The organism is Limnohabitans sp. MMS-10A-178, assembly GCF_003063375.1.
Classification (GTDB): Bacteria; Pseudomonadota; Gammaproteobacteria; order Burkholderiales; family Burkholderiaceae_C; genus Limnohabitans_A.
Genome location: NZ_NERY01000004.1, coordinates 139,070 through 158,429, shown reverse-complemented (window position 1 = coordinate 158,429; position 19,360 = coordinate 139,070). Strand labels below are relative to the sequence as shown.

General features: G+C 49.0%; 18 protein-coding genes, 1 tRNA gene and 1 pseudogene. 14 read left to right on the top strand and 6 right to left on the bottom strand.

Features of this window, described 5'->3' with window-relative positions:
- Positions 1 to 106: 106 nt before the first annotated feature.
- Positions 107 to 1,135 carry a hypothetical protein gene (locus B9Z32_RS13935; protein WP_146179501.1) on the top strand — a complete coding sequence of 343 codons (1,029 nt, stop codon included), beginning with the start codon at positions 107 to 109 and terminating at the stop codon, positions 1,133 to 1,135.
- A 12-nt stretch (positions 1,136 to 1,147) separates the two neighbouring features.
- Here B9Z32_RS13935 and B9Z32_RS13930 read toward each other — a convergent pair whose 3' ends face one another.
- The gene (locus tag B9Z32_RS13930; RefSeq protein WP_108422033.1) at positions 1,148 to 1,711 is read right to left on the bottom strand and encodes a site-specific integrase; all 564 of its coding nucleotides are present in this window, start codon (positions 1,709 to 1,711) and stop codon (positions 1,148 to 1,150) included.
- 842 nt (positions 1,712 to 2,553) lie between these two features.
- Between B9Z32_RS13930 and B9Z32_RS14115 the strand changes: the two genes are divergently transcribed.
- The 3 genes from B9Z32_RS14115 to B9Z32_RS13920 all read left to right on the top strand — a co-directional run bounded on the left by B9Z32_RS14115 (position 2,554) and on the right by B9Z32_RS13920 (position 5,236).
- Positions 2,554 to 2,916: a hypothetical protein gene (locus B9Z32_RS14115; RefSeq protein ID WP_146179500.1), complete on the top strand. Its 363-nt coding sequence runs from the start codon at positions 2,554 to 2,556 to the stop codon at positions 2,914 to 2,916.
- 320 nt (positions 2,917 to 3,236) lie between these two features.
- Positions 3,237 to 3,677, top strand: a complete 441-nt coding sequence (locus tag B9Z32_RS13925; RefSeq protein WP_108422032.1) for a DUF6641 family protein — start codon at positions 3,237 to 3,239, stop codon at positions 3,675 to 3,677.
- 365 nt (positions 3,678 to 4,042) lie between these two features.
- On the top strand, positions 4,043 to 5,236 hold the full coding sequence (locus tag B9Z32_RS13920) for a hypothetical protein (RefSeq protein WP_108422031.1): 1,194 nt from the start codon (positions 4,043 to 4,045) through the stop codon (positions 5,234 to 5,236).
- A 200-nt stretch (positions 5,237 to 5,436) separates the two neighbouring features.
- Here B9Z32_RS13920 and B9Z32_RS13915 read toward each other — a convergent pair whose 3' ends face one another.
- Both B9Z32_RS13915 and B9Z32_RS13910 read right to left on the bottom strand, forming a co-directional pair.
- Positions 5,437 to 5,988 carry a GNAT family N-acetyltransferase gene (locus B9Z32_RS13915; RefSeq protein ID WP_158268231.1) on the bottom strand — a complete coding sequence of 184 codons (552 nt, stop codon included), beginning with the start codon at positions 5,986 to 5,988 and terminating at the stop codon, positions 5,437 to 5,439.
- 13 nt (positions 5,989 to 6,001) lie between these two features.
- Positions 6,002 to 6,523, bottom strand: a complete 522-nt coding sequence (locus tag B9Z32_RS13910; RefSeq protein ID WP_158268230.1) for a GNAT family N-acetyltransferase — start codon at positions 6,521 to 6,523, stop codon at positions 6,002 to 6,004.
- Positions 6,524 to 6,926: 403 nt separating this feature from the next.
- Between B9Z32_RS13910 and B9Z32_RS13905 the strand changes: the two genes are divergently transcribed.
- From B9Z32_RS13905 to B9Z32_RS13880, 6 genes are all read left to right on the top strand, one after another.
- Positions 6,927 to 7,003: transfer RNA gene (locus B9Z32_RS13905), tRNA-Met, on the top strand.
- Between the two features lie 71 nt (positions 7,004 to 7,074).
- Positions 7,075 to 7,941 (top strand): DMT family transporter, encoded by an 867-nt coding sequence (locus tag B9Z32_RS13900; protein WP_108422028.1) that lies wholly within the window; start codon positions 7,075 to 7,077, stop codon positions 7,939 to 7,941.
- An 85-nt stretch (positions 7,942 to 8,026) separates the two neighbouring features.
- Positions 8,027 to 9,040 carry a tripartite tricarboxylate transporter substrate binding protein gene (locus B9Z32_RS13895; RefSeq protein ID WP_108422027.1) on the top strand — a complete coding sequence of 338 codons (1,014 nt, stop codon included), beginning with the start codon at positions 8,027 to 8,029 and terminating at the stop codon, positions 9,038 to 9,040.
- Entirely contained in the window at positions 9,041 to 9,922 is an 882-nt protein-coding gene (locus B9Z32_RS13890) for an oxaloacetate decarboxylase (RefSeq protein ID WP_108422026.1), read from the top strand.
- 53 nt (positions 9,923 to 9,975) lie between these two features.
- A complete protein-coding gene (locus B9Z32_RS13885) occupies positions 9,976 to 10,869 on the top strand; it encodes a dioxygenase (protein WP_108422025.1) in 894 nt (297 codons plus the stop codon).
- A 60-nt stretch (positions 10,870 to 10,929) separates the two neighbouring features.
- Positions 10,930 to 11,925: a zinc-binding alcohol dehydrogenase family protein gene (locus B9Z32_RS13880; protein ID WP_108422024.1), complete on the top strand. Its 996-nt coding sequence runs from the start codon at positions 10,930 to 10,932 to the stop codon at positions 11,923 to 11,925.
- A gap of 30 nt (positions 11,926 to 11,955) precedes the next feature.
- Here the strand turns inward: B9Z32_RS13880 and B9Z32_RS13875 are convergent, their stop codons facing one another.
- A complete protein-coding gene (locus B9Z32_RS13875; protein WP_108422023.1) occupies positions 11,956 to 12,441 on the bottom strand; it encodes an aminoacyl-tRNA deacylase in 486 nt (161 codons plus the stop codon).
- 265 nt (positions 12,442 to 12,706) lie between these two features.
- Between B9Z32_RS13875 and B9Z32_RS13870 the strand changes: the two genes are divergently transcribed.
- The 4 genes from B9Z32_RS13870 (at position 12,707) to B9Z32_RS13855 (ending at position 16,889) form a co-directional block, all read left to right on the top strand.
- A complete protein-coding gene (locus B9Z32_RS13870) occupies positions 12,707 to 13,735 on the top strand; it encodes an amino acid ABC transporter substrate-binding protein (RefSeq protein WP_108422022.1) in 1,029 nt (342 codons plus the stop codon).
- An 83-nt stretch (positions 13,736 to 13,818) separates the two neighbouring features.
- Positions 13,819 to 15,018, top strand: coding sequence for an amino acid ABC transporter permease (locus B9Z32_RS13865; RefSeq protein ID WP_233248333.1), 1,200 nt, complete (start codon positions 13,819 to 13,821; stop codon positions 15,016 to 15,018).
- Between the two features lies 1 nt (position 15,019).
- Complete coding sequence (locus B9Z32_RS13860; protein ID WP_369909976.1) at positions 15,020 to 16,120, top strand: amino acid ABC transporter permease; 1,101 nt, start codon at positions 15,020 to 15,022, stop codon at positions 16,118 to 16,120.
- Positions 16,121 to 16,133: 13 nt separating this feature from the next.
- Entirely contained in the window at positions 16,134 to 16,889 is a 756-nt protein-coding gene (locus B9Z32_RS13855) for an amino acid ABC transporter ATP-binding protein (protein WP_108422020.1), read from the top strand.
- Between the two features lie 22 nt (positions 16,890 to 16,911).
- On the opposite strand, the pseudogene B9Z32_RS13850 reads toward B9Z32_RS13855, so the two are convergent.
- A pseudogene (locus B9Z32_RS13850) lies at positions 16,912 to 18,534 on the bottom strand (long-chain-fatty-acid--CoA ligase).
- 45 nt (positions 18,535 to 18,579) lie between these two features.
- Positions 18,580 to 19,344, bottom strand: coding sequence for a trans-aconitate 2-methyltransferase (locus B9Z32_RS13845; protein ID WP_108422019.1), 765 nt, complete (start codon positions 19,342 to 19,344; stop codon positions 18,580 to 18,582).
- Positions 19,345 to 19,360 lie beyond the last annotated feature (16 nt).

Sequence of the window (19,360 nt, the reverse complement as noted above, 5' to 3'; positions counted from 1 at the left end):
ATTAACAACAGTCCCAAATCGCTTTTGCTTTCTGTTTCCATCGCTAACAGTTACACTTTGCCTGCTTAGCCGTTAAATGTTGTTTCGCGCATATGGCAGACTAATAATGAATGAAGATTTTTCACCACCTGATAACCAAGAGCACGTTCTAAAAGGACTTCGAAAACTTCGGTACAAAAAACCGGAGGAGTCACTCGTAGATGTGAGAAATAGTGTTCGACGCTGGTGGTGGGAATGCCTTCGTCTCAGCAAGGCTTACTGGCTGGTTTGTCAAACAACACAAGGTCACAACATAGCTACTCAAGATGAGAAGCTTCGCAGGGTTTACAGACGGTTCGGTGATGTATACAAAACCAACTTTGATGAATGGTGGGTAGAACGTGGTTACAGAATCTTTAGCGAAGAAGAAAAATTCCCAAAAGTAAAAGAAGTGCCCAGACGTCCTTCTGATCGAGAAAGACAATTACCCGCAGAGGACAAGATTTGGGTTGAAATACCATTGAAACTAAGCACTCGGACTATTCAAAAAAATATTGGAAAACTATTAAAAGAATACGAAAGTATTAGATTAAATAGGCGAATTGAACTGACTACTGCTGAGTTCAAAATCCAACCTGTTCAATTTGGAACACCGATTCTCCAAAAGGTTCACGAGGTATACGCCCTTCATCGAGAACTTATTGAAAAGCCAAAGTGGCTTAAGCAAAATAAACCTGAGGCTTTGAGAGAAACGTCGAAAGCGGATCTCTATCGAATTGGAAAATTACTCAAAGTAAGCCCCAAAAACGAATCGATGAGTGGTTCACCAGATGAAGTTAGAGCAAGGCACAACCGAATGAGAGTAGCCGTCAGCCGAAATATTCAAAAAGCGGGACTACTTACTGCCAATGCCGAAAGAGGCATCTTCCCAAGCTACGAAGAAGTTGCCTTAAATGGACAACGATTTACACAAAGACAACTAGATCAGCACAAAGAGCTTGAGAGTAGTTGGTGGAACCTGAACCTAATTTCAGAGCTAAGTGTGAATAAATTAGCAGGTGTAAAAGGTATCTACTACGACGAGCCCGAGAGAACAAGGCAAAACAATTTAATCATCCAACCGCGGGAAAGAATTGTCATTATTCGAGATGCTTAATTAAAGCAATTGTTAGATCATTTCAATTGCGTTCCGTTTCATATCATCATTCACGTCAATATATTTTTGCGTCACACTAATTGATTTGTGTCCCGCCAAACTTGCCAAGACTCTTACGCCAATACCTTTGGAAGCAAGATTGGTAATAAAACTACGTCTGCCGCTGTGGCTTCCAGTCTCAAAGCCTGCTTTTCGATACAGCCAAAAGAAATGCTGCGTCATCACATTCGCAGAAAAAGATTTGCCACCAGCAGTCATAAAGAATGGCTGCTTTCGATCCTTAACTGCCCGAACATCAACATAGATTTGAAGTTCCGCTCTCAATTTATCAGGGAAAAAAACAGTTCTAGCGTGATTTCCCTTTGTTTGTGAAGCATCCAATCGAATTTCGCGTCTTACTTTTCCTGATGTATCTACAACATCCTCAATTCGCAAGCTGGCAATTTCGCCAACTCGCATTCCAGACCAAAAGCTGATCAAAATCATCATTCGATTTCGCATCGCGTAGCTGCGCTTTGATACGAAGTCGAGAAGCTCTTCAAATTCCTCTTTAGTAAAAGTTTTTGCTTGTGCCATTTTTTCAATTCCTCGAAACAAATAAAAAGTCGTACACAAGTTTGTTTTCTTTTGTGAAAAAGGACAACCGAATTTAAGGGCATAAATTCTTCAATGAAATCAACACTGGTAAAGAAAATGCTAATTTTCTTTGGTGCGTGGTTTTGATAGACAGCTTTAAATGCCCTACAAGCGTTTTTGTGCCAATCCAGCTACTCGACTCTTCGAATTTCCAAAAAATAGCTGCTAAGCCCCGATAAAACAGAATGTCCGTATAAATAAGTTATACGAACAAGAAGAAGGTTGCTCGCCGATTGAATTGAGCTGCTAAACCCGTTCTGATGTGAGACGGTAAAGAAGGCGTAGCTTGTTGCGCTGATTCATCGCACTAACCTGCTGCCATAAAGATCAGCAGGATGCTTAAATGACTCCGTCTCAGGATGTAACATTTGTGATGTCTTAATAGTTGTGAAAGAGCCACATACGGCTCAATCAAAAGTGAGTGGGAAGCCACACTCGAAAGAGTAACCCACAAGGCACAGAAACATCTGACTACATAGGAATTCTGCTGCTTGCGTAAGGACACGCACATAAAAGGAGATCGCAAAACCTGCCTTTCTTGTTCAATCAAGTTGTGTATATGTAGCTATGAATACCTCAGTGAATGTCGCCGCGCTTTTTTAGCGTGGCATCTATGCTTCCTAGTGAATGACATCTAAATGTTATTTCACTTCACTTCACTTCACTTCAATTCGATCATTTCAGTTTGAAAGAAATAAATGCGATATGGATTTGCTCGAAGAGAAATCTGTATCGCGACTAGCTTTAGCTAGGCATATAAATACTTTATACAGGAGACAACTATGAGCTTTACAAAACAACTATTCGAAATGACATCAATGGCTTTACCTGAAGTAACAGCCAGAAAATTCAGTAGATATTTAGGGAAAAGTGAAGGCTATTATGGAAGTGTCAGTTCACAAAACTTAGACATCCCAACAAACAGCCTACTTTTTCTATCTGAAATACTTGAGCATAAAAATTCAACAAGTCCAAATAAAAAGATTACAGAACTTCAATCAATGATTGCTCAAGAAATCGTAAAAAGAGTTCAAAGAATAGACTCGCAAAATGAAGCAGTAAGAAAACTTGTCATTCGCTCGATCGCAAAAGTCTATATGGAAAGCGACAACAATTACACAGCACCACCAATTGTTATTTGCTGATAGTCAAATATGCGCTTAAGTGAAATTACCTCAACAAAACCCAAATCACCCGAAGAGCTTCAGGCTGACGCACTAAAGCAACGAGCAGATCAAGCAGCTAACAGACTTAAGGTGACGAAGCAGCAAAAGCGATTGGCTGGAATTCAGAAGTCGATGGCAAAACTTCAGTCAATTTAAGTTAAGAAAGGTGCCTAGGACTTATAGCTTCTCGTGCTACTTAGGCAATATCAACCAGTCAAAATGGACGGATATTGGTTGCTCACCAGCGCCAGCAGATCACAAAATTGTCTGTGCTTTATCAACATTGAAAGGAAAAGTATATGGCAACTCTATCAACACTCAAACTCAGCGCAGCTGTTAAACCCACTAGTGTCCCATCCATCCAACTTCGTCGTAACAAGTTAGTTCTTCGTTTATGGGAGCAATGCGAGTTAGCCCGAGCGCAAGCAGGTGGAACTACATTTGCCCCTGTCAAGTTTCGAAGTATCGTGGAACAGGATACTGGCATACGCCGTCAAGTAGAAACGCCCAAGCGAGTAAAGCCTTGGTGGTTTGTCACCGACACAGGCAAACTTGCTTTATCAGTACGCTATGGCACCAAGGTGCTGGAACTAGCCAAGGGCAAAGTGGCAGTGGAAGTTGGCAGTGAGAAAGACTTGGTGCCCACACTGGAGCTGATCAAAACTGCCGTGCTCAACGGGGAACTGGACACACAGATTGATGCCGCCGCCAACAAGCTCAGGGATGGCTTTGCTCAGTAAATGTTCCGAATTGAACAAAGGCACTCTTTGCGCCTTTGTCCAAAATTGTTCCGTTGATGGTCAACTCTGTGTGATTATTTTGCTTAGAATTTAAGAGATGTGTGCAATTAGCGTGTCTCAAAATTGGATGCAACTTGGCTCAGTTTTAATTGCCATAGGCGAGCCAGAGGAAAGCAGTTTCTAGTTATTTGGATAACAACACGTTACCTTCTTTACGAAGGTACCATTCAATCCTCTACATTTAATATATTTGTTAGATGATATTTTGTGTTTTGAATAATGTGGAATTTAAGTTCACGGCATTGAAATACAGCGAAAGACAGTTCAGAGAAATGCTGTAAAACCATTGCGTAAAGGAGACAAATATGGCTACTGGTTTGAATAAAGAAAACATTAAGCAGTCGATAAAAAGGCTGGGGGTGGGCTTTATTTCTGTATTTCTTGCATCGTGCGGAGCAATACAGTCAAAAAATATCGAAGAAATGATCGACTACGACAGAGTTGTTCTTTTGTCTTCACAAAGCGATGCCGATCTATGCAGCGCATACAACCACCCACTTTTAAAACCAAAAACAGAACAACAAATTGAAAAGATTCTTCGTGATCGACAGATTGGTAGATGTGATGCTCGCTCCAAAGTTCGCATTATTCCACTCAGTGTTACTTCTACAGAACTTGCTAGCAGCAGTAAAAACGATGGGTTAGTGCTAAGTAAAGTACCTTCTGAAAGTAGCACCCCTTCCTCTGTTGTACAGCCTTCTCCCGTGATTACAGCGCCTGAAAAAAAAGCCGAGCAAGCAATACCGGTAGTTTTTGGAGACAAAAATTCATTTTTGGCTGATATCAAAGCTATGCAAGGGGAAAAGCTAAGCAAGGGTGACTTTGAGTCAAAAGCCGAATACGAGCTAAGAAAACAAGCATATTCAGACCAATTCAAAAAGGGAAGAGGCTACAAGATTAGCTTTGACATAGATAACCCTCAAAATAAAAAAGAGAAGTTAGTTTATTTTGACCCAGATTCAGAGGTAATTAGGATTTCTCTTCCCTCCATAAGCCGTGATTTAGTTTGGATTAACTCTGGTGGAAAAGAAGGTTTGAAATGGCTTCATAACTCATTCATTCAAATTGAATCAATGGATCACAAGTTAAAAACCTATACGGCTAAAAATAGACTTGGGGCTTCTATTGAGGTAGTTGAAATGGGTATAACTAGATACGGTTTTGCGATATTGAGTCAGGCTACAAAAGATTACGGTGCAGACTCAAGGCAACGATTCTCGACTCCGTTTAATCGTGGCGATGCCAAAGAAATTCTTGAAACGGGAAAGATTGTTATGGAAGTCGTTTTCGATCCTCGTTACCCACTTGCCAAAGACAACCCATTCTTGATCAAGAACGAAGATAAAACAAAGCCTACCTTCGACCGTCCGATTGATGTGACCGATATTAGATATGCTGTTCCGGTCAGATTGTTAAATATTCGGTTGCTTAACAAGGCAGGTAAGGAAGTGTTTGCAGCTAGTGGGCGGCAAATTGATGTGGAGTCTTTAACTGATTAACTAACTGAATTTATAAAGAAATCCAAGCATTCGTCTAGCTTTTTCATTTCTACCATCAACCACACCACCAACTGTCGTGTAAAACAACCCTTGCCAACCAGTTCAACCTAGCAACACGGTTCTCCCGCCGAAACCAAACCTGACTCAACAATCTGTGCGCAGTGGGTAAAAATGGGTTGCACCCTTCAGGACCCCAAACTTTACAAAAAGATACGATAACGATTTGAAAGCGTTTGATCCAAATGCTTTGGTTTTGTAAATGTCTCAATCAAACGCCCATTAGATTTCTCAATCACTCTTTGTGACTTTTTATTTTCAATGTCCGTGACGACTTCTACAAACGGCATTTTCATACTTTGAGCAGTTTCACACATTGACTTCAATGCGAAAGTTGCCAACCCTTTATCTCTTTTCCACTCCACAACTTCATACCCTATGTGCCCTAAACAATAGTAGGGCAAGTCAGTTGTGCCTTTCTGCCATCGCAATGAGATTGAACCTGAGAATCCTTCATCCCAAATCCATCTTGTAATGCTTGGTAAGCGTTCAACTTTGTCCCCATTAGGCAAAGCAATCAAATCTGCTGATGCTTCTAAATCATCAAAAGTACGCACGAAAGCAGAGAAGTCATTTTTGATGATGTTTATGTCTTTGTCGGTTGTAATTTTTCCGCGCGACTTATCCACGTAGCCTTTTTCCAAAGCCTCAAAAAAACTTTCACTAATTTCAACAGATGGCGTTATGAGTTCCATAGAGTTTGCCATTTCATCTAACGATTGCCTGATTTGGATTGAAACGAGCCATAGAAACCACATCTTCAAAGCGTCCATTTCTCAGCGAATATTTGCGTAGCAAGCCTTCGTGCTCAAAACCAAACTTTTTATATAAAGCTATAGCATTCGCATTATCAGCATAGACGGTTAGTTCAATGCGTAGAAATGTTGTCCACCTATCAGCGTAGTCAATCATTGCCTTCATCAATGCTGAGCCCACACCTTTGTTCTGCGCGTGTCCAATCACTGCGAGTCCAAACATTGCGGCGTGTCTTCTACGCATTTGTGTATTTCCAAACAAACTTATCTGCCCAATAACCTCACCGTTATCAACAGCTACCAACAGAATGTCGCCCTCATTTGATTTACTTGAAAGCCTTTCACGCCAAGCTGTTTCTGTTGGGTATGGCAACTGAAGCAATCCTGCGAAGACATCTTCATTTCTCATCAATTCACAGCAGCCTGCGGCATCATTAGGTTCTGCTCTGCGAATAGAAAACTTCAAATCACTCATATCAATCATCCTTTGGGTAAGTTTTGGACAACAAAAAAGCCCGCTGAGTAAGCGGGCTTTGTGGGGTGGCATTTTGTATTGCCTTTAGTTCACTAAGTCCGCCTATAACATTTCCATCATTAGTTGCGTAGACGTGACTTGACCTGCCGTAGAAGCATTAGCAAAAGCGATTGCGTTTAACAAGTCAGTGAACATTCGTAAAAGTTTGATTGATAAAGTTGATATAGTCAAGCGTTTTTTCTCAACGCACCCACAAGCACGATCCCCACGCTGAACTCAACTTAGAACAACGGTTTTTGCCTAGCCGCGAGAAAAGCGAGCTTCAATCTAAATGACAAGGTCCCAAACTTTATTCAAAAGTTCTAACAATCTCACCAAATCGTTTGCTACAATCTTTGGCTCAGGCTCTTTAGCTCAGTCGGTTAGAGCGATGGAATCATAATCCACAGGTCCGCGGTTCGAATCCGTGAAGAGCCACCAAACTTAGAGCCCCCCGTGCATGCACAGGGGGCTTTTTTCATGATCTTGTCGTGGTCACCAGGAAGGTCTGCATGGACGCTGACAATCGCCGCGGTATTTTGGCCATGAGTCTGGCCATGGCGCTTTTCATTGCCAACGATGCGCTAGTGAAGCAGGTTAGCGCCACATTACCAGGCCACCAGCTCATTTTCATACGCGGCCTGATGGCCACCACTTTGGTGCTCATCATGGCCCAAGCCATGGGTCATCTCAAAAACTGGCGTCTTATGCTCAACGCCAAGTTGTGGCTTCGCGGTGTTGTCGATGCCGCAGCGTCTCTCACTTATCTCACAGCGGTTTTCCACTTGCCACTGGGCAATGCAACGGCCATCAATTTGGCATCCCCTTTGTTCATCACTGTGTTTGCCATCTTTTTCTTCAAAGAGCGTGTCACTGTTGTTCGCGGCGGACTCATTTTGTTAGGCTTCACTGGCGTGCTCATGGTGGTTCAACCCAGCTCTGAGGGTTTCAATGTGTACGCTTGGATTGCAGTGCTGGCCACTTTGCTTCATGCAACACGCGACACACTCACTCGGGGCATTGGCCTGCATGTGCCCGCACTTCTCATTAGCTTGTCCACCGCCGTGTCAGTGGCATTGGGCGCGGGCGGCATCACACTCACTCAAACCTGGGTGCCCGTTGACAACACTTCGCTGGCTTTGCTGTTCTGCGCCTCGGTGTTTCTTTCTGTAGCCTACTATTTTTTGATAGTGGCCATGCGCTCTGGCGAAATGAGTTTGGTGGCACCGTTTCGCTACAGTGGTTTGTTGTTTGCACTGCTCATTGGCTATGTGGTGTGGGATGAAGTGCCCAACACGCTTGCCTGGGCTGGTATTTTTCTATTGGTTATTTCGGGCTTGCTCATCCTTCGATCAGAGCGCTCTAAGGCACCACACTGATTCCAAATTCTCACAACACGACATCACCGAATGGGTCAAAATTACAATGCCATTCAAACTCACGATAAAAATTGAAGGAGACAGCATGAATCATTTACAAGTCGCCCGCAGATCCATCTTGCAAAAATCTGCAACAAGCCTTGCCTTCACCCTAGTTTGTGGACTCAGCTTGAACAGCTTGGCTCAAACGACCAACGCGGCAGCCAACTGGCCCAACAAAACCGTCAAGTTCATCGTTCCTTTTGCCGCTGGTGGTGCCAACGATTTGCTGGCTCGCGCAGCTGCCGAAGGCGCCTCCAAGGTATTGGGCCAGCCAGTGGTCATTGACAACAGGCCAGGCGCAGGCGGTACGTTGGGCACCATGCTGGGCATTAAAAGTGCGCCCGATGGCTACACATTTTTAATCAGTGCTGCGGGTGTTATATCCAACACCATGATCAAAAAGTCTGCGCCCTACAAAGACAATGAGTTGGTGCCCGTGGTCATGATTGGTTTGGCTCCTTCCATCATCGTCACTTCGTCCAAATCTAAGCACAATAATTTGAAAGAGTTCATTGAGTTTGCCAAGCAAGGTCAAGGCGCACATTTCGCCACAGCGGGCACTGGCAGCACCCCGCACTTTGTGTCCGAAATGATGAACATGCATTACGGCACCAAGCTCATTCCAGTCCCTTACAAGAGTGGCTCTGAAGGCTCAACTGCAGTCATGAGTGGGCAAGTAGAGGGCACATCTGAAGCCAGTATTGTGTCGTTGCCGCATACACAAGCGGGCGGCAAGTTCAGGGCTTTGGCCACCACCTGGACCAAGCGCATGTCTGCAGCGCCCGACCTGCCCACCACAGCCGAGCTGGGTTTTCCTGAAATTCAGATTGCACATTGGGCAGGCATTCATGCACCCGTGGGTGTGCCACCAGAAATCATGGACAAGCTGGCTTCAGCCGTCGATGCCGCCATGAAAAATCCCGCCATTACCGATCGACTCAAAGCCATGGGCATTGAACCCGTGGGTGGCACACGCGCCAGCTTCAATGAATTTGTGAATGCAGAGCGCGCCAAGTTGGGCAACATCATTCGCGCCGCTGGCATGAAAGAAGATTAAGTGACTTCTTTATCTCAGAGCCTACACCCTGGCACTTTGCTTAGGCAAAAAGTGAATGCCAAAAACGGCCTGTTGGTCGCCGGTGCTGCCAACGCATTGGCCGCAAGAGTTATTCAACAGGTTGGATTTGAAGCCGTCTACCTCAGCGGCGCAGGCATTACCAATACCTTTTATGGCATTCCCGACTTGGGCTTTATTGGCTTAAGCGACTTAGCCCAGCACACTGCCGCCACCAGAGATGCCGTTGAATTGCCCATCATTGTCGATGCCGACACAGGCTTTGGCAACGCACTGAATGTGCGCCAAACTGTGCGCACCTTAGAACGTTCGGGTGCCAATGCAATTCAACTTGAAGATCAACTGATGCCCAAAAAGTGTGGTCACTTTGCAGGCAAAGCAGTTGTTTCAGCAGAGGAGATGATTGGCAAAATCAAGGCAGCTGTCGATGCACGTCAGCACTCAGATTTCTTAATCATTGCTCGCACCGATGCACGCGCAGTGTTGGGCATCAATGAAGCGCTAGATCGAGCCGCGGCCTATGCAGAACATGGTGCTGACATGACGTTTGTGGAAGCACCTGAAAGCATCGAGGAAATGCAGCGCATTGCCAAAGAGCTGAGTTGTCCGCAAATTGTCAATGTGGTCATTGGCGGCAAAACCCCTGCTTTGGCGCAGCCCGTGTTGGCTGAAATGGGGTTTGGCTTGGTGCTCTATGCCAACGCCGCGCTTCAAGGCGCTGTTCGAGGCATGACTCAAGCCCTCACCCTGCTAAAAAATCAGGGCCAATTGCAAGAAGACGCAAGTGTGGTGGCCACTTTTGCCGAACGCCAAGCATTGGTTCAAAAACCATTGTTTGACGCTCTGGAAGCCAAATACAAATAACTTGATAATCATCATCAATGCAAAATTTTGCTCACGCCCGTTTGGAGTTTTAGATGACCTTTGTAACTCAAGAAAACATCACCGCGCAGGTTTTGGAGGTATTTGAAAAAACGCCCGACCCTCGTCTGCGTGAGGTGATGCAATCGCTTGTCAAACACCTTCACGCCTTTGTTCGCGAGGTTGAGCCTTCCGATGCTGAGTTCGAAAAAGGCTGTGAGTTTTTGGTAGGCCTTGGAAAAAACACCAGCGAGAAAAAGAACGAAGTCATTTTGGCTTCCGATATTTTGGGTGCCTCCACCCTCATCACGCTCATCAACAATGTGAAGCGCGCAGAAAAGGCAGGTCAGTATCAAACCGAGTCAGCGCTGTTGGGACCCTTTTGGCGTAAAAACGCACCCGTCTATGAGTCGGGTGGCAACATCTCGCACGGCCCAGAATCCAAGCAAACCGATCAATTGTTTGAAGTGACTGGCCATGTGCGCGATGCACAAGGCCAGCCTATTGAAGGCGCCGAAGTGGATGTGTGGCAAGCCTCCCCTCTGGGCTTTTACGAAAACCAAGACGAAGAGCAGCCCGACATGAATTTGCGTGGCCGCTTCAAAACCGATGCCACCGGCAAGTTCAGTTTCAAATCGGTGCGCCCCTCTGGCTACCCCGTGCCAGTCGACGGCCCCTGTGGCGATTTGCTGCGCGCACAAAGGCGCGACCCCTATCGCCCTGCGCATGTGCACTACATGATTTCCAAACCAGGCTACCAGGTGTTAATTACCCAAGTGTTTGCAGACGACGATCACCGACTGCACACCGATGTCACTTTCTCCGTGGTGGAAAGCTTGGTTGGCAAATTCAAAAAGCGCACTGCCCCTGGCGAGGTAGGCTACTCACTTGAGTACGACTTTGTTTTGCAGGCGGGTGAAATGCATTTTCCAATGCCACCCATTCCTTAATGCACTTAATGCACTTAATGCACTAAATAAACTTAATGCATCTACTTCTGTTCAAATTTCATGAGTTCTAATACACCCTCATTTGCACTTCACGTTGCGGCCAAAGGCAGCAGCATCGACACCCTGCAACTAGATTGCCAATCGCAAAGCAAACCCACCATTGCCGCACATGAAGTGCTTGTTCAGGTGGTGGCTGCAGCGGTCAACCCCAGCGACGTGAAAGCCACTTTGGGCATCATGCCGCATGCAGTTTTTCCAAGAACTCCGGGGCGCGATTTCGCGGGCCTGGTGGTAGATGGCCCCGAGGCATTGAAGGGGCTTTCAGTTTGGGGCTCTGGTGGCGACATTGGCATTACGCGCAATGGCAGCCATGCACGCTATTTGGTTTTGCCTATAGCCGCAGTGAAGCAAGTGCCAAAGGGCATCAGTATGGAAGAGGCTGGCGCAGTGGGCGTGCCCTTTGTAACTGCATGTGAAGGCTATAGCCGAGCCGGTGGTGTTAAAGCTGGCCAAACCGTGGTGGTGCTTGGCGCCAATGGCAAAGTTGGCCAGGCTGCCGTTCAAATTGCAGCGCGCGCCGGCGCCAAAGTCATTGCTGTTCAGCGTCAAGACCAATTAGAAGGTTTTGCATGCGCCCCCGTTGAAGTCATCAACAGCACCCACACTGAACCCACTGCACGCATCATGGAATTGACGCAGGGCAAAGGCGCCAACTTAGTTTTCAACACCGTCGACAAAGTGTATTGGGAAGTGGGTCACGCCATCATGGCCAAAGGCGCCACCCAAATTTTCATCATTGCCACCAAGGGACAAACGGTGGCCTTTGATGTGTTCAAGTTTTACCGCGGCATGCACAACTTTGTGGGCATCGACACACTGGCCCTAGATTGCGTGCGTTCTTGCGAATTGTTGGACGAGCTTCGCCCAGGTTTTGAAGATGGCACTTTGAAGCCTTTTCCAGTTGCAGCTGCCGACATGATTGGTTTGCCCCATGCCATGGAAGCCTACAAAGAAGTCTTGGCTGGCGCCAAAAATAGAATGGTCTTAAAGCCATGAACACAAATCACCTACCCATCTACACCGACTTCACACCGGCAACGCACATTGAACAGGCTGTGCACCCAACTCAGTCGTCAAAACCTTGGGGTCGATGCCCACCAAAAAACCACGTTTGCCGCCATTGATCCAAATTTTGGGCAATTCCAAAATGCTGGACTCTATGTACACGGGCATGGGTTTGCGCAATCCAAAAGGTGACGTGCCACCCACCAAATAGCCTGAGTTCTTTTGCGCCGCCTCTGGCGTGCAAGGCTCTACAGATTTACGGCCAATTTGCCGTGCCAAGTTTTTGGTGGAGGTTTTGCAATCGCCATGAATCAAAACCACCAAGCCTTTGCCTTGATCGTCTTGCATGATCAGTGTTTTGACCACTTCGTGCTCGGGCACACCCAGCTGTTTAGACGACTCTGCCGTGCCGCCATGCTCTACATACTCGTAGGGGTGCTCTGAGTAAACAATCTTTTTTTGCTTCAGCCATTGAGTGGCTGGGGTCTCGGATACGTGTTTTGCCATGAATTCATTGAATAATCTTAAGGGTACACCCTGATCCAACCTTGTCCTCATATTGAATATATTTGAGTTCTGGGTTTGAGTTGGCATAAATTATGCAAACTGGAAAACCTATCTTGTCGGTCTGCACTTTTTTGTTGCGTCGTCAAGATGAATCCCTTGTATTGCAAAAGCCTAAAAATGCTCCAGAGTAGGGGTGTTTTGATGTTTTGGCATGTAATCATTCGTGTAGCAATTGGCTACTCATAAATTTAGAAAGATTCTATTCATGAAGAAATACACACGTACTTTGATCGGATCAGTGCTGGCTGCTGCTGGCTTGATGGCTGCAACCTCTGCCATGGCCGGCAAAACGCTTGATCAAATCAAGCAACGTGGCCAAGTCGTCTGCGGTGTCAACACGGGCTTGGCAGGTTTTTCAGCTGCTGATTCCAGTGGCAACTGGTCTGGTTTGGACGTGGACCACTGCCGTGCGGTGGCAGCAGCCGTGCTGAGCGACGCCACCAAGGTCAAATACGTGCCCTTGACAGCCCAGCAGCGCTTCACAGCCCTGCAGTCTGGTGAGATCGATGTGTTGGCTCGCAACACCACCAGCACCCTGAGCCGCGATGCTTCATTGGGCCTGCATTTTGTGGGTGCCAACTACTACGACGGCCAAGGCTTTATGGTTCCTAAAGGCAAGATTACCAGCGCCAAGCAGCTCAAGGGCGCTACGGTTTGCGTGCAATCAGGCACCACTACTGAGAAAAATTTGACCGATTACTCACGCGCCAACAAGCTCAACCTGAAGCCTGTGGTGTTTGAAAAAGTTGAAGCTGCCACCGGCGCTTACTTTGCTGGCCGTTGCCAGGCTTACACCACCGACGCATCGGGCTTGGCCTCTGTGCGCGCCAAAGAAGCCAAAGACCCTGCAGCCCACGTGATCTTGCCCGACCTGGTCTCCAAAGAGCCTCTGGGCCCCATGGTACGCCGTGGTGATGACGAGTGGTTGGCCATCAACAAGTGGGTGTTGGCCGGTTTGATTGAAGCCGAAGAGTATGGCATTACCCAAGCTAACGTCGACCAAATGAAGACCAGCGACAATCCACAAGTGGGTCGTTTGCTAGGCGTGACTGAAGATTTGGGCAAGCACTTGGGCTTGGACAAAGAGTGGCTGTTGCGCGCCATCAAGGTCACCGGCAACTACGGCGAAATGTTTGAGCGCAATGTGGGTCCCAAAACCTCCATCAACCTGCCGCGCGGCATGAACCGTCAGTGGAGCCAGGGCGGCTTGCAGTACGCTGCACCGCTGCGTTGATTTTTCTGCCTCTTTGAAAGCATTGAATACGCCCCTTTGTGGGGCGTATTTTTTGTCAGTCTGTTTTAGTTTAGGCAACAAGCATGTCCCACTTTTCCATGATCGAGGCCCGGCCCTCACCAGACAAGAAAAACCGGACCATTTCGTGGCGCAGCCGTGAGGGGCGTTCGGTCATTTACCAAATCGTCGCCATTTTGTCGGCGTTTGCGCTCATCGCCTTGCTGGTTCGCAACACTCTGGCCAACATGCGTTTGCGTGGCATCCAGAGCGGATACGACTTTTTGTTCCAACCGTTTGGCTTTGACATCAGCGAAACGGTTATCGAATACGCACACAACAGCTCCTACTTTGTGGCTTTTGCCATCGGCATGCTCAACACCATCAAGGTGGCCATCATCGGAATTGCCTTGGCCACTGTGGTGGGCGTGCTCATCGGCATTGGCCGATTTTCGGCCAACTATTTGGTCAAGAAAATCTGCTATGCCTATGTTGAGTTTTTCCGCAACGTGCCTGTCTATTTGCAATTGCTAATTTGGTATTTGGTGTTTGCCGAAGCTTTGCCCGATTTAGACGGTGCTTGGAATGTCGGTCATTTTTATCTGAGCAAAAACGGTATTTCTTTCCCTTGGCCCGTTTGGCAGCTGGGGCAAACACTGGCCGTGGTGGGTGCGGGTTTGGGCCTGGTTTTTGGGCTGTACTACCGGCGCTTGGCGCGCGCACACTTCGATTTGACTGGTCAGCCGCGCCCTGTTGTGTGGGTGGCACTGGCTGCTACCCTGGGTTTGTCGGTGTTGGGCTGGCTGGCTGGGGGGGCACCTATGGAGTGGGATTTGCCCAAGGTGGGCGATTTCCAAATTGAAGATGGCGGTGCTTTTAGCCCTGAATTCATGGCCTTGTTGTTTGGCTTGGTGTTTTACACAGCCGCCTTCATTGCCGAAGTGGTGCGCTCGGGAATTGCTTCGGTGTCATTGGGGCAGCACGAAGCTGCGGCTTCTTTGGGCCTGAGCAAAAACCAAGCTATGCGCTTGGTGGTGTTACCACAAGCATTGCGCGTGATCATTCCGCCATTGACCAGCCAGTACCTGAACCTCACCAAAAACTCATCGCTCGCTGTGGCCATTGGCTACCCCGAATTGGTCTCGATCGCCAACACCACGCTTAACCAAACAGGCCGCGCCATCGAAGCGCTGTCTATTGTCATGCTGGTGTACCTCACCTTGTCTCTCATCACTTCGGCCCTCATGAACTGGTTCAACGCCAGTGCCGCTATCCAGGAGCGCTGACATGCAAGTTTTCAAATCCATCGAGGCTCGGCCCATGCCGGGCAGCAGTGCCGGCCCACTGGCTTGGCTCCGCTTCAACTTGTTTTCGAGCACCAGCAACAGCGTGATGACCTTGTTGCTGCTGGCGTTGGGCATCTGGTCGCTGGTGGCGTCCATGGACTGGGCTCTTGTGCAAGCCGTGTTTGGCGCCAACTTGCAGGCTTGCAACGACGTGCGCGGCGTAGGAGCTTGCTGGGGTGTGATTACAGAAAAAGGGCGCCTAATTGTGATGGGCCGATACCCAGAGGCCGAGCATTGGCGTCCGGTGATTGCCACTGCCCTCATGCTTGGCGTGGTGGTGGTCAGTTGCATGCCGCGTTTTTGGAACAAGGCTTTGCCTTTGGTCTGGGCCCTCATGCTGGTGGTTTATTTCATCCTCATGAAAGGCGGCTGGATGGGCCTCACCGAGGTAGACACCGACCAGTGGGGCGGCTTTCCGCTTACGGTCATGCTCACTGTGATCTCCATGACGCTGGCGTTCCCGCTGGCCATCTTTGTGGCGTTGGGCCGTCGCTCTAATATGCCCGCCATCAAGGCTTTGTGCACCCTGTATGTAGAGCTAATTCGCGGCGTGCCGCTCATTACCGTGTTGTTCATGGCCTCGTTTATGTTGCCCTTGTTCATGCCCGAGGGCGTGAAGATTGACGTGCTGGTGCGTGTGGTGGTGGGTATCACGCTGTTTTCGGCGGCTTATATGGCCGAAGTCATTCGCGGCGGCTTGCAGGCTTTGCCTAAAGGCCAAACCGAGGCGGCCGCTACTTTGGGCCTAACTTATTGGCAAACCCAGCGAATGATCGTCTTGCCACAAGCTTTGGCCACCGTGGTGCCTTCCATCATGAACACCTTCATTGGCCTGTTCAAAGACACCTCGCTGGTCACCATTGTGTCGCTGTATGAGCTCACTGGTGCTTTGGGCTTGGCGCTCAACTCCGACGCCGACTGGCGCCCCTTCAAAATTGAAGCCTACCTTTTCATCACCTTCATTTATTTCGCGTTCTGCTTTGCCATGTCGCGCTACAGTCTCTGGATCGAAGAGCGCACGGCCGTGAGTAAAGTCCGCTGAACGAAAGAGACCTATGACCTCCAACGCAACCCCCATCATTGAATTCAAAGGCGTGAACAAGTGGTATGCCAGCAATGGTTACCACGTGCTGCGCGATGTCAACCTGCAGTTCGCCAAAGGCGAAAAAGTGGTTATTTGCGGTCCCTCGGGCTCGGGCAAGTCCACCCTCATCCGCTGTATCAACGCCCTTGAGGAATACCAAGAAGGCACCCTCACCGTAGACGGCACGGTTTTAGGCGATGACCTCAAGGGCATCGACCAAGTGCGCCGCGAAGTTGGCATGGTGTTTCAGCAGTTCAACCTGTTCCCTCACCTGACGGTGATGGAAAACCTCATCTTGTCACCCACCTGGGTGGCCAAGATGCCGCGCAAGGACGCCATCGACAAAGCCATGGTGCAACTCGAACGCGTGCGCATTGCCGAGCATGCCAACAAATACCCCCTGCAATTGTCTGGCGGCCAACAGCAGCGCGTAGCTATTGCCCGTGCCCTGTGCCTAACACCCAAGATCATGCTGTTCGATGAGCCCACTTCGGCCCTCGACCCCGAGATGATCAAGGAAGTGCTGGACGTGATGATTGAGTTGACGAGCCAAGGCATGACCATGTTGTGCGTGACGCACGAGATGGGCTTTGCCAAGGCGGTGGCCGACCGTGTGATCTTCATGGACCAAGGTCAGGTGGTTGAGCAAGCACCGCCCCAGCAATTTTTTGACTCGCCACAAACCGACAGAGCCCAAGACTTTTTATCCAAGATCTTGGGGCATTGAAGACTGTTTAGCTCAACAATGTTTAACTGAACAAGCCGCCGTAGGTTTTGCGCAAGTCACCCTTTTGAACCTTGCCTGTGCCACCCACAGGCAAGGAATCTAGGAAGATCACATCGTCGGGCACCCACCACTTGGCCACTTTGGTCTCTAAGAAAGACAAGATCTCATCTTTCTCTACGGCCTGCCCTGGCTTGCGCACCACAAACATCAAGGGGCGCTCATCCCACTTGGGATGCTTCACACCAATGACGGCCGCCATGGCCACTGCAGGATGCGCAATGGCTGCGTTTTCCAAATCAATGGAGCTGATCCATTCACCGCCGGTTTTGATCACGTCTTTGGTGCGATCGCGAATTTGCATCACGCCTTGCGCATCGATGGTGGCAATGTCGCCGGTGGGAAACCAACCATCCACCAAGGGCGATTTTTCGCCTTTGTAGTATCCCGAAACAATCCACTGACCGCGCACCATGAGTTCGCCTTGTGAGGTGCCATCGCGTGGCAAGGTATTGCCCTCTTCGTCAACCACTTTAATTTCTACGCCAAACACCGAGCGGCCTTGTTTGCCAACCAATGCGTGGCGATCTGCCGCAGGCATGGCGCGCTGCTGTGGGGTCATGCTGCTCATGGTGGCCACCGCAGTGGTTTCGGTCATGCCCCAACCATGGCGCACTTCCACACCGTAGTCGTCGCTGAATTTGGCAATGAGGGCGGTGGGCATGGCCGAGCCGCCCACTGCAGTGCGCTTCATGTAGCTGAAACGCAATTTGTTTTGCTCAAGGTGCTGAATGAGGGCCATCCAAATGGTGGGCACACCGGCACTGATGGTCACTTTCTCGGCTTCAATGAGCTCGTACAAACTGGCACCATCCAGTTTGGGGCCTGGCAAGACCAACTTGGCACCAGCAATGGGCGCTGCATAAGGAATGCACCACGCATTGATGTGAAACATGGGCACCACAGGCAGAATGGCCTCTTCGGGCGACAAGTTCAAAATGCTGGGCAAGCAACCCGACAGTGAATTGATCACAATGGCGCGGTGCGAATACATGGCGCCTTTGGGATTGCCCGTGGTGCCAGACGTGTAGCAAATGGCGGCAGCCGATCGCTCGTCAAAATCGGGCCACTCAAACACATCGCTGGCAGGGGCAATGAGCTCGTCATAGCACAGCACATTGGCCACGCCTTCAATGTCGGGCATGTGGGCACGCTCAGTGAGGCACACCCAAGCACGCACTTTGGGGCAATGCGCCGCAATGCCTTTGATGAGCGGCGCAAAGGTGATGTCAAACAACACCACTTCATCTTCGGCGTGGTTGATGATGTAGATGAGTTGCTGGGGGTGCAAGCGCGGATTGCAAGTGTGCATCACCATGCCGCTGCCAGACACCGCGTAGTAAGCTTCTAAGTGGCGGTGGTTGTTCCATGCAATTGAGCCCACCACGCTGCCTTCTTTCAGGCTCAAGCCCTTCAGAGCGTTGGCCAGTTTGCGAGAGCGCTTTGCACAATCGGCGTAGGTGTAGCGAAACAAAGGACCATGCGTTTCGCGCTAAACCACTTCTTGTCCACCAAACTGCATTGCTGCGTGCTCCAAGATGCCCGACAAGAGCAAGGGGCGGTCCATCATGAGGCCGGGTTTGAGCATGAAAATCTCCGAATAGAAAGAATTCGAAGATGATAGTCTGAAGCGCTATCGTGTCACTCGGGATTGACCCGCAAAAGGCGCCTGATAAAGCCAAACGGGGCGATTGGGGCTGGCATCAGTCACAGCGGTGGGCTTTAGGTCTGCCGCCTCAAACTCCAAGCTCACCAACCAAGCACCCGGCTTCATTTCTGCTTTGGCTTTCTCTACGGCACGAGGCATGGTTTCGGGTCGTTGAAACAAATAGACCATGTCGTAGGCACCCCAATGGTCGTCCCAAATATCGCCGCACCGCACCTCGGCCCAAGGGCATCTGAACTTGGCCAGCCAGCTTAAAGGGCGACTAAACTCAATGCCAATCCACTGTGCATTGACATAAGCCAAGCGCAAGGCCTTCAGCCCATCGCCTGCGCCACAGCCAGCATCCAAAATTTTGGCTTGTGCCGGCAAAACTGCCCAGCGCGGCACTTCGCGCAATGCATTGAGGGGGGTGGGAAACACGGGGGCATCGCGCCATGCGTGCATGGGGTAAATCCAGATGATCAAAACCAGGGGCAACAACCAAACCCAAGCAGGCACAGTGGCCATGCCCATGAGCCAGAAAGAAACCGGAAAGCCCATGGCCAAAGCCGCGGTTCTGGCCTGAGAAAAACCTTTTTTCCAAGCAACGGCAGCGGCAAAAACACCACCACAGGTGGCAAACATCATGGCAACGGAAGGGTGAATGCCTTGTTCAACCAAGAACAAATAAAGGTACCAAACCCCTCCCCAAACCGCCAAAGCAGTCAATGGCCAACGGATCAAATTTGACAATTGATTCTTCTTTCCG

Bases quoted from the DNA above. Each gene is read 5' to 3' on its own strand.
- B9Z32_RS13935 (WP_146179501.1), top strand. From the start codon at position 107: ATGAATGAAGATTTTTCACCACCTGATAACCAAGAGCACGTTCTAAAA.
- B9Z32_RS13930 (WP_108422033.1), bottom strand. From the start codon at position 1,711: ATGGCACAAGCAAAAACTTTTACTAAAGAGGAATTTGAAGAGCTTCTC.
- B9Z32_RS14115 (WP_146179500.1), top strand. From the start codon at position 2,554: ATGAGCTTTACAAAACAACTATTCGAAATGACATCAATGGCTTTACCT.
- B9Z32_RS13925 (WP_108422032.1), top strand. From the start codon at position 3,237: ATGGCAACTCTATCAACACTCAAACTCAGCGCAGCTGTTAAACCCACT.
- B9Z32_RS13920 (WP_108422031.1), top strand. From the start codon at position 4,043: ATGGCTACTGGTTTGAATAAAGAAAACATTAAGCAGTCGATAAAAAGG.
- B9Z32_RS13915 (WP_158268231.1), bottom strand. From the start codon at position 5,988: ATGGAACTCATAACGCCATCTGTTGAAATTAGTGAAAGTTTTTTTGAG.
- B9Z32_RS13910 (WP_158268230.1), bottom strand. From the start codon at position 6,523: ATGAGTGATTTGAAGTTTTCTATTCGCAGAGCAGAACCTAATGATGCC.
- B9Z32_RS13900 (WP_108422028.1), top strand. From the start codon at position 7,075: ATGGACGCTGACAATCGCCGCGGTATTTTGGCCATGAGTCTGGCCATG.
- B9Z32_RS13895 (WP_108422027.1), top strand. From the start codon at position 8,027: ATGAATCATTTACAAGTCGCCCGCAGATCCATCTTGCAAAAATCTGCA.
- B9Z32_RS13885 (WP_108422025.1), top strand. From the start codon at position 9,976: ATGACCTTTGTAACTCAAGAAAACATCACCGCGCAGGTTTTGGAGGTA.
- B9Z32_RS13880 (WP_108422024.1), top strand. From the start codon at position 10,930: ATGAGTTCTAATACACCCTCATTTGCACTTCACGTTGCGGCCAAAGGC.
- B9Z32_RS13875 (WP_108422023.1), bottom strand. From the start codon at position 12,441: ATGGCAAAACACGTATCCGAGACCCCAGCCACTCAATGGCTGAAGCAA.
- B9Z32_RS13870 (WP_108422022.1), top strand. From the start codon at position 12,707: ATGAAGAAATACACACGTACTTTGATCGGATCAGTGCTGGCTGCTGCT.
- B9Z32_RS13865 (WP_233248333.1), top strand. From the start codon at position 13,819: ATGTCCCACTTTTCCATGATCGAGGCCCGGCCCTCACCAGACAAGAAA.
- B9Z32_RS13860 (WP_369909976.1), top strand. From the start codon at position 15,020: ATGCAAGTTTTCAAATCCATCGAGGCTCGGCCCATGCCGGGCAGCAGT.
- B9Z32_RS13855 (WP_108422020.1), top strand. From the start codon at position 16,134: ATGACCTCCAACGCAACCCCCATCATTGAATTCAAAGGCGTGAACAAG.